This window comes from Microbacterium sp. KHB019 (assembly GCF_037285405.1).
Taxonomy (GTDB): Bacteria; Actinomycetota; Actinomycetes; order Actinomycetales; family Microbacteriaceae; genus Microbacterium.
The window spans coordinates 766673-781758 of sequence record NZ_JBBDHF010000002.1; the positions used below are offsets into that span (position 1 = coordinate 766673).

Consider the following 15086-nt stretch of genomic DNA (forward strand, 5'->3'; position numbering starts at 1 on the left):
TCGTCGTTCCCTTCGGCGGCCCGATCGAGGCCCCCTAGCAAGGGTGGCCTACTCTAGACGTCTAGTCAAGCACCGGCTCGAAGGTGGATCGCGATCGGGAACTCCGGCAGCATCACCGACTCGGCGACCTCCACCACGTCGCGAGCACTCGAGTGGGCGGTCCTCCGGGTGCGGATCAGCGGGCTCCCCACCTCGATCTTGAGCAGCACGGCATCGCGCTCGGTCGCCAGCACCGCCGTCACCCGCTGGTCGGCGGTCGCCACCTCCAGCCCCAGCCGACCGAGGGTCTTGTACAGCGATCCGTCGATCAGCGGCTCGCGGGACAGCTGCGGCGCGCGGAGGTAGGGCACCCACGACTCCTGCACCGCGATGGGGCGCTGCTTGTACTTCCGCACGCGGATCAGATGGGTCGCGGACGCGCCCGGTGCGGTGAACAGCTGCTCCGCGACGGACTCCGGCGGAGTCTCGACCTCCTGCAGCTCGACGACGGTGGTGATCTCCTCGGCGCTCACGCCGAGCTCCTCGTGGAAGGGAGCGATCCTGTTCGTCTCCCGCCGGGTCGCCTGCGGGGCGTTCACGAACGTTCCGCTCCCCGGCTTCCGGGTGACCAGTCCGTCGGACTCCAGCTGGCCGAGCGCCTGACGCACCGTCATCCGACTGACGCCGTAGTGCACGGCGAGCGCGGACTCGCTCTCGAGCCGGTGCCCGGGTGGGAAGATCTGGCTCTGGATCTGATCGAGGATGTCCTGCGTGATGGTCTGGTACAGGGGCGCATTGGCCATGGTTCGGTTCCGTCCGGTCGACTGCCATCAGGGCGCATATACCAGAGGCGACCTGGTGCGGCAATCATATAGTTATCTATGCTGTTGGCTCGCGCGAGAACCATCTCGGCGTGCTACGCGAGGACGCGTCTCGGCATCGTCCATCATCCGCAGCACCCCCCGCGAACGGATCTCGCCGCGAGCGAGGCGATCGAGCGCCTCCCGCGCCTCCCGCAGGGGGAACTCCTCGACCACGGTGCGGATGCGGCCCGCGGCGGCGAGGGCGAGGACCTCGTGCATCGCCGCGCGCGACCCCAGCAGCGATCCGCTGTAGCTCTTCCCCTCGGCGAACCGGATCGTGCCGAAGTCGGCGTTCACGCCGCTGACGATCCGGCCGCCGAGCCGGACCGAGGCGCGGGCGGTCCGCGCGACGGCATCGGACGGCGCGAACAGCACGGCGGCGTCCATCGTCCCCCGCAGTGCCGCGACAGCGTCGTCGTCCGTGACATCCACCAGCGTCGTGGCACCCAGCTCGCCTGCCGCCTCCAGGTGGCTCGGGTTGCGCGCGACGGCGGTCACCTCGGCGCCGGCGAGCGCCGCGAACTGCACGGCCATGTGACCGACCCCGCCCAGCCCGAACACGGCGACCCGCTCGCCCCGACGCAGGCCGAGCGACGACACCGCGGTGTACGCCGTGATCCCGGGGCAGAACAGCGGTGCAGCCGCGACGAGGTCGAGCTCGGGCGGGACGCGGTACGTGTGCGCGGCCGTGGAGAGCATGTACTCCGCGTAGCCGCCGTCCACCCGCTCTCCGGCCGTGATGCGCCGCGCACAGTACTGCTCGCGGCCGCCGAGGCAGTGCTCGCACTCCTCGCACGTCCACCACAGCGGCTGGGTCCCGACCCGGTCTCCGACCTGGAACCCCTCCACCCCGGCGCCGACGGCGTCGACGATGCCGGTGACCTCGTGCCCGGGCACGATGGGCGTGAAGGCCGGGAGCCCACCGCCCACCCAGTCGCCCTCGATCATGTGGAGATTCGAGCGGCACACCCCGCATCCGGCGACCCGGATCCGTAGCTGCCCCTCGGACGGCTCCGGCGTCTCCACCTCGCGCCAGTCGAGGGAGACCTCGGCCAGCGGAGCGGGCTCGGCGAGAACGATGGCGTGGTGCATGGATATCCTCCGTCGATGTGTTCGGTCAGGAGCCGGCGATGACGCTCTTCGCCGAGCGGACGGCGAGGGCGACGCTGGTGGCGGTCGGGTTGCACGCGGTCGAGGTCGGGATGACACCGTTGCCGCCGAGCCACAGTCCGTCGACGCCCCAGACCGCACCGAACGGGTCGACGACGCTCCGCCCGTCGTCGTGCTCACCCATCCGGATCGTGCCCATGTAGTGGTACGAGCCGCCCTCCTGCAGGGCGGCGGCCTCGCTGACATAGGTCCCCAGCGTCCGGGCGATCTCGTCCTCGACCTGGAACATCCGCCCGTACGTCTCGTGATCCCGGGCGCTGAGCGCGTGCTCCACCTTCAGCGCCGGCATCCCGTACGCGTCGGTCTCGGTGTCGCTGAACCGGACGCGGTCGTCGGGGGAGAGGTCCTTCCCGCCGAAGACGACGACCCCGATGTAGGAGCCCGGCCACGGAGCGGTGCTCTCGTCGAGGGCTATAGGTGAGGCGTCGATCTGCATCACCTGTACCGAGAACGGGAAGACATCCTCCAGGAACGGCATCCAGACCACTCCCGCGTCGCGGGCGAGCCCGCCCCTGTCCGCCTCGGAGACGCCCCGCGGCAGATCGCGGAAGTCGTCGTGCAGGCGCACGAAGCAGCGCACGTCCAGGTGGTCGTTGAGGTAGCGTCCCAGCGCATCGGGGCGGATGCCGGAGGCGTGCAGCAGCTGCGGGGTGCGCAGCGAGTCCGCCGCCACGTAGACGATGCCCGCGTGGATCACGGCCTCGCTGCCGTCGATCATGCTCCTCGTCCGCACGCCCACGACGCGGTCGCCGCTGCGGATCAGCGAGGTCACGAGAGTGTCGGGGCGCAGCGTGAACCGCGTGCTCTCCTCGGTGAGCAGATCGCCGAGGATCGTGTCGGTGCCGCCGAGGCCGAGGACGCCGTCGGCATCCGGCGGCAGCGACAGCGGCATGGCCTGCACGCCGCGGCCCTCGGGCAGCCGCGGGTCGAAGCGCGCCTGCAGTGCGCCCAGCACACCGGCGGCGAGTTCGGAGCCGTCGAACGCGTGCTGCGTGACGTGGAGCAGCCGGTACGAGTCTGCGAGCGCGGAGGCGAACTGGTCGGCGGGGAGGAAGGGGATGAGCTCGCTCGATCCCGGCGCGGGGCACGCGCAGGACCAGTGCGCGCCCATGCCGCCCACGTTCGAGCTCATGGCGCCCGCGGGGAATCCGCGCGAGTCCGAGGCCAGCATCCCGTCCGACAGGAGGAAGGTGCCGGGTCGGATGCCGACGGGCAGTCGTCGGTCGGCATCCGACCCCAGCGCGCGGGCGGGCGGCAGACCCAGCGGGCCCCGGACCGGTCCCTGCGAGGCGACCTGCGCCCGCTGCGACTCCCGCGGGTCGACGAGCCTGCGCACGTGCCGGCCCGCCGGGGTGGACACCTGGGGGCCCACCTCCAGCATGAGCATCCGCGCATCCGGGGACAGGTCGGCGACGGTGCGCGCGAACGCGCTCCCCACGGGGCCGCTCCCCACGATGATGATGTCGAAGATCTCGTCGACCACGCTGTCTCCATTCCGCCGCAGCGGCGCTCTCGTCATCGGCATCCGATGACTCCACCTCCGGCGCTCGCGTTCGATCGCCGGTCTTCGTCGTCAGCCGTCCGCGGCGGATGCCGCGTCGAGCCACTCCGAATACACCTCGTCATACGCGGCCGAGTCGCGGGACGGGACGACCTCGTCCATGTCCTCGCTCTCCGACCACACCACCTCGTCCCGGTCGAGCTCGCCCGTCGCCACGAGGGCGATCAGACCGGCGCCCACCAGGCTTACGTCGGGTTCGCGCATCGCCGTGACCGGGCGTCCCAGAATGTCGGCGCGCAGCTGCACCAGCCACGGCGAACGTGCGGCGCCCCCGGCGAGCAGCACCGGCATGCCGTCGTCGTGCGCTGCGGAGTCGATGCCCTGCCGCACCGAGAACGCGACGCCCTCGAGCACCGCCCTGAACACGTGCGCCGGTCCGTGCTCACCGCGCAGGCCCGACAGGCCACCCCGGGCGTCCGGCCGCCAGCGTGGGTATCTGCTGCCGGACATCCACGGCAGCATCCTGACGCCGTCCGCGCCCGGACCGGTGTGTTCCATCTCGCCGCGGAGTGCGTCGAGGGCCTGGGCTGCGGAGCCGAGGCCGAGGGCGTGCGCCCACCACGACACGGCGCCGCCGGTCATACCGGTCGATCCGCCCGTCGTCCACAGTCCGTCCAGGGCGTACGGGTTCTTCAGCTCGGGTCCGCCGGGCGTCGGTGCCTCGGCCACGACCCGGACCAGGACGTCGGTCGTGCCGGCGACGTCGACGATCGCGTCGCGCCGGGTGCCGGCCACGGCCATCGCCCCGATCGTCCCGTCCGGTCCGCCGGCGACGAGGGGAAGGCCGGGTGCGACGCCGAGCCGGTGCGCCGCGTCGGTGGTTACGGCGCCCACGACGTCGGCGGAGGCGTGTTGCACCGGCAACAGCTGCTCCGGCAGGCCGAGACGGGCGAGGATGCCGGGCGACCACGCGCGGTCGCGCACGGAGGAGGCTCCGTAGTAGGCCGCGGAGGTGTGGTCGGTCACGACCGCGCCGCCCATCCGCGCCAGCACGTAATCCTTCGGCGAGAGCACGTGCGCGACGCGGGCGTACTCTCCGGGACTGCGCCGACGGAGGGAGAGGAGGGTCGCGATCGGGCCGCCGCCGAGGGTCGGGCGGCCCGTCTCGCGCAGAACCGCATCCTGCTCGTCGCCGAGCGCGCCGCGGAGCTCCTCCACGCCCTCCGGATTGGCCCACCCGTAGGCGGCGCCGATCGGTGCGAGCACGTCGTCGACGATGACCGCGCCGACGTGACCGGCGATGCCGACGGCGCCGAGGTCGCGGCGATGCCGCTCGGGCAGCGCCGCAACCGCACGGCAGACGTCGTCCCACAGCGCGAGCGGGTCGAACCTGAGGCCCGAGCCGGCCCCGCCGCGCCGGACCGTCTGCTGTGCGACGATGCGGCGGGGAAGCACCACGGCGGCACGAACGGCGGACGATCCGATGTCGATGGCGAGGACGGCAGGCATGGGACTCTTCTTACACCGGTTCGGTGGTCACTCGCCCGCCGAGAACTCGGCGAACGGGGGGAACGTCCACGCGTTCACATCGCGGTCGAGTGGCACGTCGAGCACGACCGGCCGGTCGCCGCGCAGGGCGGCCCCGACGCGATCCTTCAGCGTGGTGAGGTCGCTGACGACCTCGCCGTCGACACCCATGCCGCGGGCCACGGCGGCGAAGTCGACCGGGTTGAAGTCCACGCCGACCGTGCGGCCGAAGTGGAGCTCCTGCTCCTGACGGATGTTGCCGTAGCTGGCGTCGTTGAGGACGACCACGCAGATCCGCCCCCCGACGCGAGCGAGCGTCTCCAGCTCGCCGAGGCTCATGCCGAGGGAGCCGTCGCCGATCAGTGCGAGGACGGGCCGCTCGGCGTCGATGAGCGTCGACGCGATGGCGGAGGGGAGTGCGAAGCCCATGTTGCCGAACCCGACCGGCTTGATGTAGCTGCGCGGCTGGGTGATCTCCCAGAGGAAGGACCAGATGCCGGGGTTCCCCGCATCCGGGATGAGCACCGTGTCGTCGGGTGCGACCTCGCGCAGCGCCGTGACGATGTCGGCCGGCGAGACGAACCCCTCGGGCGACGCGTCGGCGACAGCGGTGTCCTCGAGCCACTGCGCCTTCGCGGCCGTGAGCTCGGCGATCCAGTCGGCGCGCGATGCGCGGGCCGGAGCGGCCTTCTCGCCGACCGCCGCGCGCAGCTCGTCCGAGAACGACACGACGTCGCTGACCACGCCGTAGGTGACCTCGCCGTAGTAGCGCCCGATCATCGAGGGGTCGACGTCGACCTGGACGACCTCCGGGAGGGCGCGCTTCCAGCGCGACGTCGATACGGCGTTGAGGCTGTTGCCGAGCGCGAGCACCAGGTCGGCGCCCTGGATGACGCGGCTCGACAGGTTGGTGCCCATGCGGGTGAGCGAGCCGAACACGAGCGGATGCCCTGTGGGCACCGACCCGATGCCGTTGAAGGTGGTGATGACGGGGATATCGAGGGCCTCGGCGAGGGCGAGGACCGCCTCGCCGCCGCCGGCGATGTTCACGCCGTTGCCGGCCCAGATGACCGGGCGCTCCGCGGACAGGACGCGCTCCACAACCCGCGCCAGCGCCTCGCGGTTCGGCGACGGCCGGTCGGTGACCCAGCTGCGCGACGGGTGGACCTCGGGCACGACGGGGGGATTCTCGATGGTCCCCTCGATGGTGTCCCTGGCGAAGTCGAGGTGCACGGGGCCGGGGTTGCCGCTCATCGCGTTGACGTAGGCCTCCTCCATGGCCTGCTTGATCGACGTCGCGTGGGCGACGAGCCTGCTGAACTTGGTCAGCGGCGCGAACAGCTCGACGTGGTCGGCGTTCTGCGCGTCGTCCTTGTGGATGTTCTCGCCGTTGTTGTTGCAGGTGAGGATGAAGGCCGGGCTGGAGTCGCGGAACGCGCCGCCGACGCCGGTGAGGAGGTTGGTCGCGCCCGGACCGGTGGTGGCGATGCACGCGGCGGGGCGGCCGGTGAGGCGGCCATAGGCGTCGGCCATGACGGCGGCCGCGCCCTCGTGGCGGGTGTGGATGAACTCGATGCCGGGAGTGTCGATGATCGCATCGGTGATCGCGAGCGTCTGGCCCCCGACGACGCCGAAGACGTACTCGACCCCGAAGGAGCGCAGGTAGTCGACGACGAGCTGCCCGCCGGTCTTTGCAGTGGTCATGGTGTGTGTGTCTCTTTCTCTTCTTGTGTACGTCCGCCCGCCGATGCGTCGGGCAGTGTCGCGCTCGCCCAACCGGCGACGGCGAGCCGCCCGTCCGGCCGGCGGATCCAGATCTCCAGCTCCACCTCGGTGGAGTCGTCCCTCCGGTCGACCGCGGTGACGATCCCCTCCACCGTCAGGTCGTCGTGGACGAAGACGGGGGCGATGAACTTGACGCGAAGCCATCCCGAGGTGAAGAAGCTCTCGCCGAACGCCGCGGTGAGCAGCTCGGCGAGGATGCCGACGAGCTGCTGTCCCTGCACGATCGGCACGCGCAGCCCGGCCTCCCGCGCGACGGCGAGGTCGGTGTGCGTGGTGCGGACGTACTCGCCGATGCGGGAGAAGACGGCGGCCTGCTCGACGGTGACCGTCTTGCGCAGGGGCTCGAGGGCGTCGCCGATCCTGACGTCGTCGCGGAGGTGTCGCGACCGCCGCGCTTCGGGCGGCACGGTGCCGGTCACCCGGCGGCGGGGCTCGCCGGACTCCGCGCGGCCGATGATGTCTCCGGGGACGGTGCGGAGGATCTCGACACCGCGGTGGCGGATGAGGGTGCGTCCGTCCTCTCCGCGCGCCTCGCCCTCCATGACGACGCAGCCCTGTCCGCGCTGCACGTACGCGTCGACGTACCGCGCGCTCATGGTCGCGATCTCGTCGAGGTGGACGGGGCTGTCGAACCAGAGCTGCTCCTCGATGTGCAGCCCGACGACCTCGCTCGCGGCGTACGTCAGGGTGAACAGCTGCAGGACGTCGTTGGCCAGCAGCGCCGCGTGGCCGATGCGCCCCCCGAACGGGCTGTCGCCGCGGATCGCCCAGTCGAGGTGGTCGTCCTGGCTGAACGCGTACCTCTTGATCTTGTGATCGTCGACCTGCACGCTCACGGGCCCGAACTCCTCGGGCAGCTCGATGTTCTCGAACACCGGGGTCTTGAGCCCGGCTTCGAGGTCGTCGATCTCGTCGGCTCGCCGGGGGTCGGTGATGTCACGCCATTCGGCTCCACCGGACGCGGCCACGGACATTCGGACTCCTTCGTCGTTCGTCAGTTTAAGACTAGAGGTCTATACAGTTTAAGGGACGGATGCTCCCAGAGCAAAGCGGTCGTGCGACGTCACCCGGAGAAGACGCTCAGCAGGTACCGCAGTGCCTCCGGCGTCGCCTTGGTGGGGTAGAACTCCAGCCCGATCGTGCCGTCGAAGCCCGAGGCGCGGACGGTCTCGAACAGCGCGCGCCAGTCGACCCTCCCGGAGCCCGGTTCGCCGCGCCCCGGGACGTCTGCGAGCTGGAGGTAACGGATGATGTCGATCCCCGCGGCGAGTTCGGCGCCGGGATCCTCGCCCTCGACCATCGAGTGGTAAAGGTCGTAGAGCACGCCGAACCGGTCCGAGCCCACCTTCCGAGCCGTCTGAACCGTCTCACGCGTCTGGTCCAGCAGGCACCCCGGGTGATCGACGCGGGCGTTGAAGTTCTCGAGTACGAACTCGATGCCCGATCCCTCCGTCCGAGAGATGATCTCCGAGTAGATGTCGGCGACCAGCGAGAGCTGCTCCGGCCGCTTCATCCTCATGTACCCGGTGCCGCCGCTCGTGATGATCCGGGGGCATCCGATCAGGAGCGCCCGCTCGACCGTTCGTGCCACGCCGTCGTAGTAGACCTCGAGGTCGGTGTCGGGGAAGGTGATGTTCGTCCGTGGCTCCGCGATGATCGCGGTGATCGCGACGCCGCGGTCGGAGGCGACGCGGGCGATCTCGCGCACGTCGCGATCTGAGGTGGTCCACATCTCCACGGCCGTGAAGCCGGCGTCGGCCGCGGCGGCGATACGGGCGGGCACGTCGCCGGCCTCGGTGAACAGGAGGTCGACGTTGGCGGCGAGCTGCAGGGTCATGCCGTCACCTCCACGCGCTCGTCGGCGTCCGCGGAGATCGCGTGCTCCACGATGCTCGGCTGCGGCCGTGGTACGAGTCCTCGCTCCCGCAGATCCCGCCAGCCCGGACCGTCCGGGAAGAGCCAGGTGCGCACCGACGCGGGATGCAGCTCCGCCCCCGTCCCGGGTGCGGAGGGGAGCCGGTAGCGGCCGTCCACGACCTCGACCGGCGCGCGGAAGTGCTCATGGAGGTGGTCGATGTACTCGAGCATCCGGCCGTCCAGGCTCCGACCGACGACGATGTAGTCGAAGTAGCTCAGGTGCTGGACGAGCTCGCAGAGGCCCACACCGCCGGCGTGCGGCACGACCGGCTTGCCGAACTTCGCCGCGAGCAGGATGCTGGCGATGTTCTCGTTGACGCCCGCGTAGTGGCTCATGTCGATCTGCACCACGTCGAGGGCGTCGGCCTGCAGGAACTGCTTGAACATCAGCCGGTTCGCGCCCGCTTCGCCCGTCGCGACGCGGGTCGGTGCGATCGCCTCGCGGATGCGGGCATGGCCGAGGATGTCGTCCGGCGCCGTCGGCTCCTCGACCCACCAGAGTCCGAACCGGTGCAGGTGCGACAGCCATTCGATGGCCTCGTCCACCTCCCAGCGCTGGTTGGCGTCGATCGCCAGCCGGAAGTCGGGACCGACGGCATCCCTGGCCAGGCCCAGGCGCCGGCGGTCGTCAGCGAGATCGCCGGCGACCTTCATCTTGATCATCGTGAAGCCGGCCTCGACCGCGCCGCGCACGAGGCCCAGCATCTTCTCGTCGCTGAACCCGAGCCAGCCGGGCCCCGTGGTGTAGGCCGGGAAACCGTCGCGCTCCAGTTCGGCGATCCGATCCGCCTTGCCGTGCTGTCCGGCGCGGAGGATCTCCAGCGCGTCCTCCCGGGTCAGGGCGTCGGAGAGGTGGGAGAAGTCGACGATCTCGACCAGCTCCTCAGGCTCCATCTCGGCGAGCAGGCGCCAGAGCGGGAGACCCGCGCGGCGCGCCTTGATGTCCCACAGCGCGTTGACGACGGCCCCGGCGGCCATGTGGGCGACGCCCTTCTCGGGCCCCAGCCAGCGCAGCTGCGAGTCGTGCACCAGGGCTCGGCCGATCTCGCCGAGGTGGTCGAGCATGCGCTCGAGGTCCTCGTCCGGCAGGAGGCCGACGACGATCTCGATCGCGAGGGCGGCGAGGTCGTTGCCGCGGCCCTGGGTGAAGACGTAGCCGAAGCCCGACGGCCACTCGGGGTCGTCGGCGATCAGCTCGAGGTATGCGACGGAGTGATCCGGATCGACGTTGACGGCATCCGAACCCGATGCGTCCAGCGACGTGGGGAAGCGCACATCGCTGATGCGTGCGCTGACGATCCTGGCCATACAGCTCCTCCGACTCTTCCGCCGGGTCCGTCGGCGTCGCGATTCCGTATCCTCGGAGGAGGCGGTCGCCGCTGACCCAAACATCTAGACATCCAATCTGGATACGTACATGTGAGCACCTGCATCGTGCGACTGTCAAGCCCTGCCCGACGTGTCGGGATCGAGACTTGACACCGGCGGCACGGCGGGTAGTCTGTGTTCAATCTCGACTAGTCGTCTAGATGATTCACAGCACTATCAGCCACCGCCGGAGCATCGTGCCCGGCCTGCTCAAAGGAGAGCAAATATGCGGAGATTCACGTCAGCGCGCTCCACGAAGGGGTGGCGCTCCGGCGCCCTCGTCGCCGGTGTCGCAGCGCTCGCACTCCTCACCGGTTGCTCGGTGGGAAGCGCGCCGGACGGGGGGAACACGGACGGCGGGGGCGGCGGTGATTCCAGCGTCAAGGGCAGCACCTGGGAGGACGTCCAGGCCCGCGGCACCATCAACGTCGGCGTCGGTCTCACGACGCCGCCCTATGGCTCGACGGACAAGAGCGGCAAGCCCGCCGGCTACGACGTGGACGTCGCCCAGCAGCTGGCGGACTACCTCGGCGTCGAGGCGCACATCTTCGAGGTGAGCGCCGACGGCCGCATCCCTGCCATCCAGAGCGGCAAGGCGGACGTCATCTCGTTCACGCTCACGCACACGCCCGAACGTGCCGAGCAGATCGACTTCTCCACCGACACCATGAACACGTATCAGGCCGCCGCGGTGCAGAAGGGCTCCGACATCACCGACGTCGACCAGATCGCCGACAAGGTCGTCGCCGTCCAGAAGGGCGCGATCAGCGCGACCGTCACCCCCGAGGCCTACCCCGGCGTGAACATGCAGCAGTACGACACGGCGGTCGCGGTGCGGCTCGCCGTCCAGCAGGGACAGGCCGACGCCGCCGTCGACAGCGTGAGCGTGCTGCAGTACGCGATCTCCAGCGAGGCCGACTCGAACCTGCAGATCCTCCCCGGCGTCATCGGGAAGAAGCAGGCGTACGGGCTGGGCCTGCAGAAGGGCAACACGACCCTCAAGGAGAAGGTCGACGAGTTCTTGGCGGACTTCCACGCCAAGGGCGAAGGCAAGAAGCTCTATGAGAAGTGGTTCGGTCAGGCTCCGCCCGAGGATGTCTTCGCAGGACTCGAGGACTGAACCTCACGAGTGACGCTGCGGCGGCCTCGCCGCGGCAGCGTCACTCCTCTTCTCTGCCCGTCTGAAGAAGATCGGTCGACAAGCCTTGAATTTCCTTCAATACACACCCCAGTTCATCGAAGGCGCGTGGGTGGCGATCTGGACCTCCACGGTCGCCTTCGCCCTCGCCCTGGTGCTCGGTGCACTCGTCGCGGTCATGCGCGAGTCGAAGTGGCGCGTGCTGCGCTTCATCGGCGCCGTCTACGTGGAGGTCCTCCGCAACACCCCAGTGCTGGTGCAGATCTTCATGGCGTACTTCGGGCTCGCCTCCATCGGTCTCCGGTTGCCGGCGCTCCTGGCGGGAGTGCTCGCCCTCGGCGTGAACGGCGGCGCCTACCTGGCGGAGATCATCCGCGCGGGGATCAGCGCCGTGCCCGCCGGACAGCTCGAGGCCGCGCGCACGCTCCGCCTCTCTCCGGCGCAGATCTTCTTCAGCATCGTCCTCCCGCAGGCGATGAGGACGGTGTTCCCGCCGGTGATCAACCAGTACGTGGACATGATCCTCGGCAGCTCGCTGCTGTCCGCCATCGCGATCAACGAGCTCACGAGCGCCGCGCGGATCGTGAACAGCATCACCTACGAGACGATGGCGATCTTCGCCTTCGCCATGCTGTTCTACCTCGTCCTCACGAACCTCGTCTCGTTCGGGGCGAGCGTCTTCTCGCGCCGCGTCTTCAAACCCTCGGTGCCCGCCACCTACCGGTTCCGCTTCCGCGGATCACGACAGCTTCGGACGGGAGGCCGGTCATGAGCGGCTGGGAGCAGATCTGGGACTATCGCGACCTGCTGCTGCAGGGCTTCTTCGCGACCATCGTGCTGGTTCTCGCGTCGATCGCTACGAGCACCGTGCTCGGCTTCCTCGTCGGCCTCGGCCGCTACGCGCGCATCCCCGTCGTCGGAGTGATCCTGCGCATCTACCTCGAGATCTTCCGCGGCACGCCGCTGCTGGTGCAGCTGCTTTTCGTCTACTTCGGGGCCGCGTACCTGCGGCTCGACGGCATCTCGGTGTTCACCGCGTCGCTGATCGCGATGACCCTCTATCAGGGCGCGTACATCTCCGAGATCTTCCGCGCCGGCTTCGAGTCCGTCTCGAGCGGCCAGCGCGAGGCGGCGACGACGCTGGGACTGTCGCGCTTCCACATCACCAAGGACGTCGTCTTCCCGCAGACGCTGCCCGTCGTGCTCCCGCCGCTGTTCGGGCAGTACCTCACGCTGATCAAGAACACGTCCCTCGCGTCCGTGATCAGCTACTTCGAGATCGTCCGGCAGGGCCAGGCGATCATCGACCAGGGCGTGAACTCGTTCCAGGTCTACCTGGTCGTCGCCGCCATGTTCTTCATCATCAGCTACCCGCTCTCCCTCGTGGCACGAGGCCTGGAGAAGCGGGGCGTCAGGAAAAGGGAGAGGATCGCATGATCGTCGACGTCAGCGATGTCCGGAAGCGCTTCGGCGACAACGAGGTGCTGCGCGGGGTGAGCGTCTCCGTGGAGGCCGGCGAGGTGATCGCCATCATCGGTGCGAGCGGATCCGGCAAGAGCACGCTGCTGCGCGCGATCAACGGCCTGGAGACCGTGGACTCCGGCGAGATCGTCGTCAACGGCGTGCAGGTGCACGACCGCAAGTCCGCCCACGACGTGCACAAGTACGTCGGCATGGTCTTCCAGCAGTTCAACCTCTTCCCGCACCTGAACGCGGTCGACAACGCGGCGCTCGCCCTGCGCAAGGTCAAGAAGATGAAGCGCGACCAGGCCAGGGAGGTGGCCATGACGGCGCTCGAGCGGGTCGGCCTCGCCGAGAAGGCGCAGTCCTACCCGCAGCAGCTCTCCGGCGGCCAGCAGCAGCGCGTCGCCATCGCCCGCGCCCTGGCCATGCAGCCGCAGGTGATGCTCTTCGACGAGGCGACCAGCGCGCTCGACCCCGAGCTGGTGGGCGAGGTGACGAAGGTCATGCGGGGTCTGGCCTCGGAGGGCATGACGATGCTCGTCGTGACGCACGAGATGGGCTTCGCCCGGGAGACCGCCGACCGGGTGCTGTACTTCGACGGCGGCGTCATCGGCGAGGAGGGCCCCCCCGAGCAGATCTTCAGCTCGCCGACCAACCCGCGGCTGCGTCAGTTCCTGAGCCGGGTGCTGGACCAGCGATGAAGCGCAAGCTGACGTCGGTCGCCGAGGCGGCCGCACTCGTGTCCGACGGCGACGCCGTCGCCCTCGGGGGCTCCCTCCTCCGCCGCCAGCCCCTGGCGCTCTCCCGCGAGCTGATCCGCCAGGGCCGGCGCGATCTGACCCTGCTGACCTGGGCGTCGAGTCTCGCGACCGACCTCCTGGTCGCCGCGGGCTGCGTTAGCGCCTGGGAGGGCATCTACGTGGGCATGTGGTGGCAGGGCGGTGCGCCGAACTTCCGCCGCGCGGTCGAGCAGGGCAGGGTGAGGACGACGGACTTCTCCGAGTCCTTCATGACGGCGCGGTTCCGCGCCGCGGCCATGGGCCTGCCGTTCCTCCCCGTCGTCCCCATCCGGGGGACGGAGATGAGCGCGCGTGACGACATCCGCAGCGTCACCTGCCCGTACACCGGGGTCGAGCTCCAGACCGTCTCGGCCGCGACCACCGACGTCACGGTCCTGCACGCGTACGCCGGCGACGAGTACGGCAACATCGTCTGGCCGGTCCACCGCGACAGCGACGACATCGACCTGATCATGGGCGCCGCCTCGACGACCCTGATCGTCTCGGTCGAGCGCGTGATCCCGCACTCCGAGGTGGTGCGCAGGCCGAACCTCACCTACATCCCGCACACCAAGGTCACCGCCGTCTGCGAGGCGCCCTTCGGCGCCTACCCGGGCAGCTGCGACACCGTGTACGACGAGCACGAGGACGAGATCGCCGCGTGGGCGGCGGCGGGGAGGTCGGAGGAGGACTTCGCTCGCTACATCGACCGCACGGTGCACGGTGTGCCGGATCACGCCGCCTTCCTCGCCGCGGTCGACCCCGATCTGCTCTCGTCGTTGAAAGCGGGCACCGATGACTGACGCCACTCGCAACGAGCTGATGGTCGCGGCCATCAGCCGCACGCTGCAGGACGACGACGTCGTGTTCGTCGGTGTCGGCACCTCCGGCCGCGCGTTCACGCTCGCCGTCGGCATCCCGCTGGTCGCGGCGCGGCTCGCGCAGCTCGATCACGCCCCGGGCCTGGACATCTACTGGGGCAACCTGCTCAGCCCCGATCTCACCGACGTGCCGGAGCACCTCACCCAGGACGCGATCACCCGCTGGCGCGGCGCCTACGCGCCGGCCGACGTGGGCCAGAAGGTCGACATGCTGGTGCGCGGCGAGTTCGACGTGAGCTTCGAGTCGGCGGCTCAGGTCGACCGCTACGGCAACCTCAACATCACGCGCATCGGACCGGCCGACCACCCCAAGGTGCGTCTGGTCGGATGCCTGGCCCAGCCCGAGCACCTCGCTTTCGTCCGGCGGCCGATCATCGTCGTCGACCTGTCGCCCCGCGTGTTCGTGGAGCGGGTCGACCACGTGACCAGCTTCGGCTTCGGCAGCGAGACGAGGACGCGCGAGTCGCTGGGCTACTCCGGGGGCGGACCGACGCTCGTCGTCACCGACCACGGCGTGTTCGACTTCACGGATGACGGACGCATGCGGTTGCGGTCGGTCCACCCGGGGGTGTCGGTCGACGACGTCCTCGAGCGGATGTCGTTCGCACCGGTCGTCGCCGACGACGTGGTCGAGACGGAGGCGCCGAGTGCCGCGACCCTACGCCTCATCCGCGAGGAGATCGATCCGTCCGGCGCACTGCTGCGCGCCTGAGG

Annotated in this window: 14 protein-coding genes; 6 read left to right on the forward strand and 8 right to left on the reverse strand. The window is 69.9% G+C overall.

Annotated elements, in window-relative coordinates:
* Window positions 1–65: 65 nt before the first annotated feature.
* From KHB019_RS10100 to KHB019_RS10135, 8 genes are all read right to left on the reverse strand, one after another.
* Window positions 66–782, reverse strand: a complete 717-nt coding sequence (locus KHB019_RS10100) for a GntR family transcriptional regulator (protein WP_337458863.1) — start codon at window positions 780–782, stop codon at window positions 66–68.
* 72 nt (window positions 783–854) lie between these two features.
* Window positions 855–1934, reverse strand: a complete 1080-nt coding sequence (locus KHB019_RS10105; protein WP_337458864.1) for an alcohol dehydrogenase catalytic domain-containing protein — start codon at window positions 1932–1934, stop codon at window positions 855–857.
* Between the two features lie 25 nt (window positions 1935–1959).
* Window positions 1960–3537, reverse strand: coding sequence for a GMC oxidoreductase (locus KHB019_RS10110; RefSeq protein WP_337458865.1), 1578 nt, complete (start codon window positions 3535–3537; stop codon window positions 1960–1962).
* 48 nt (window positions 3538–3585) lie between these two features.
* Window positions 3586–5022, reverse strand: a complete 1437-nt coding sequence (locus KHB019_RS10115; protein ID WP_337458866.1) for a xylulokinase — start codon at window positions 5020–5022, stop codon at window positions 3586–3588.
* A gap of 27 nt (window positions 5023–5049) precedes the next feature.
* A complete protein-coding gene (locus tag KHB019_RS10120) occupies window positions 5050–6744 on the reverse strand; it encodes a thiamine pyrophosphate-binding protein (protein ID WP_337458867.1) in 1695 nt (564 codons plus the stop codon).
* Window positions 6741–7799 (reverse strand): MaoC family dehydratase, encoded by a 1059-nt coding sequence (locus KHB019_RS10125; RefSeq protein ID WP_337458868.1) that lies wholly within the window; start codon window positions 7797–7799, stop codon window positions 6741–6743. Before KHB019_RS10125 ends, KHB019_RS10120 begins: the two co-directional genes overlap by 4 nt.
* Before the next feature lie 89 nt (window positions 7800–7888).
* Window positions 7889–8662 carry a TIM barrel protein gene (locus KHB019_RS10130; protein WP_337458869.1) on the reverse strand — a complete coding sequence of 258 codons (774 nt, stop codon included), beginning with the start codon at window positions 8660–8662 and terminating at the stop codon, window positions 7889–7891.
* Entirely contained in the window at window positions 8659–10050 is a 1392-nt protein-coding gene (locus KHB019_RS10135) for an enolase C-terminal domain-like protein (protein ID WP_337458870.1), read from the reverse strand. The genes KHB019_RS10130 and KHB019_RS10135 overlap by 4 nt, the downstream gene beginning before the upstream one ends.
* Before the next feature lie 286 nt (window positions 10051–10336).
* Between KHB019_RS10135 and KHB019_RS10140 the strand changes: the two genes are divergently transcribed.
* The 6 genes from KHB019_RS10140 to KHB019_RS10165 all read left to right on the forward strand — a co-directional run bounded on the left by KHB019_RS10140 (window position 10337) and on the right by KHB019_RS10165 (window position 15084).
* Complete coding sequence (locus KHB019_RS10140) at window positions 10337–11230, forward strand: substrate-binding periplasmic protein (protein WP_337458871.1); 894 nt, start codon at window positions 10337–10339, stop codon at window positions 11228–11230.
* An 85-nt stretch (window positions 11231–11315) separates the two neighbouring features.
* A complete protein-coding gene (locus KHB019_RS10145) occupies window positions 11316–12020 on the forward strand; it encodes an amino acid ABC transporter permease (RefSeq protein ID WP_337458872.1) in 705 nt (234 codons plus the stop codon).
* A complete protein-coding gene (locus tag KHB019_RS10150) occupies window positions 12017–12685 on the forward strand; it encodes an amino acid ABC transporter permease (RefSeq protein WP_337458873.1) in 669 nt (222 codons plus the stop codon). The genes KHB019_RS10145 and KHB019_RS10150 overlap by 4 nt, the downstream gene beginning before the upstream one ends.
* The gene (locus tag KHB019_RS10155) at window positions 12682–13413 is read left to right on the forward strand and encodes an amino acid ABC transporter ATP-binding protein (RefSeq protein WP_337458874.1); all 732 of its coding nucleotides are present in this window, start codon (window positions 12682–12684) and stop codon (window positions 13411–13413) included. The genes KHB019_RS10150 and KHB019_RS10155 overlap by 4 nt, the downstream gene beginning before the upstream one ends.
* Window positions 13410–14294, forward strand: coding sequence for a CoA transferase subunit A (locus tag KHB019_RS10160; protein ID WP_337458875.1), 885 nt, complete (start codon window positions 13410–13412; stop codon window positions 14292–14294). The genes KHB019_RS10155 and KHB019_RS10160 overlap by 4 nt, the downstream gene beginning before the upstream one ends.
* Window positions 14287–15084, forward strand: a complete 798-nt coding sequence (locus KHB019_RS10165) for a CoA-transferase subunit beta (RefSeq protein ID WP_337458876.1) — start codon at window positions 14287–14289, stop codon at window positions 15082–15084. Before KHB019_RS10160 ends, KHB019_RS10165 begins: the two co-directional genes overlap by 8 nt.
* Window positions 15085–15086 lie beyond the last annotated feature (2 nt).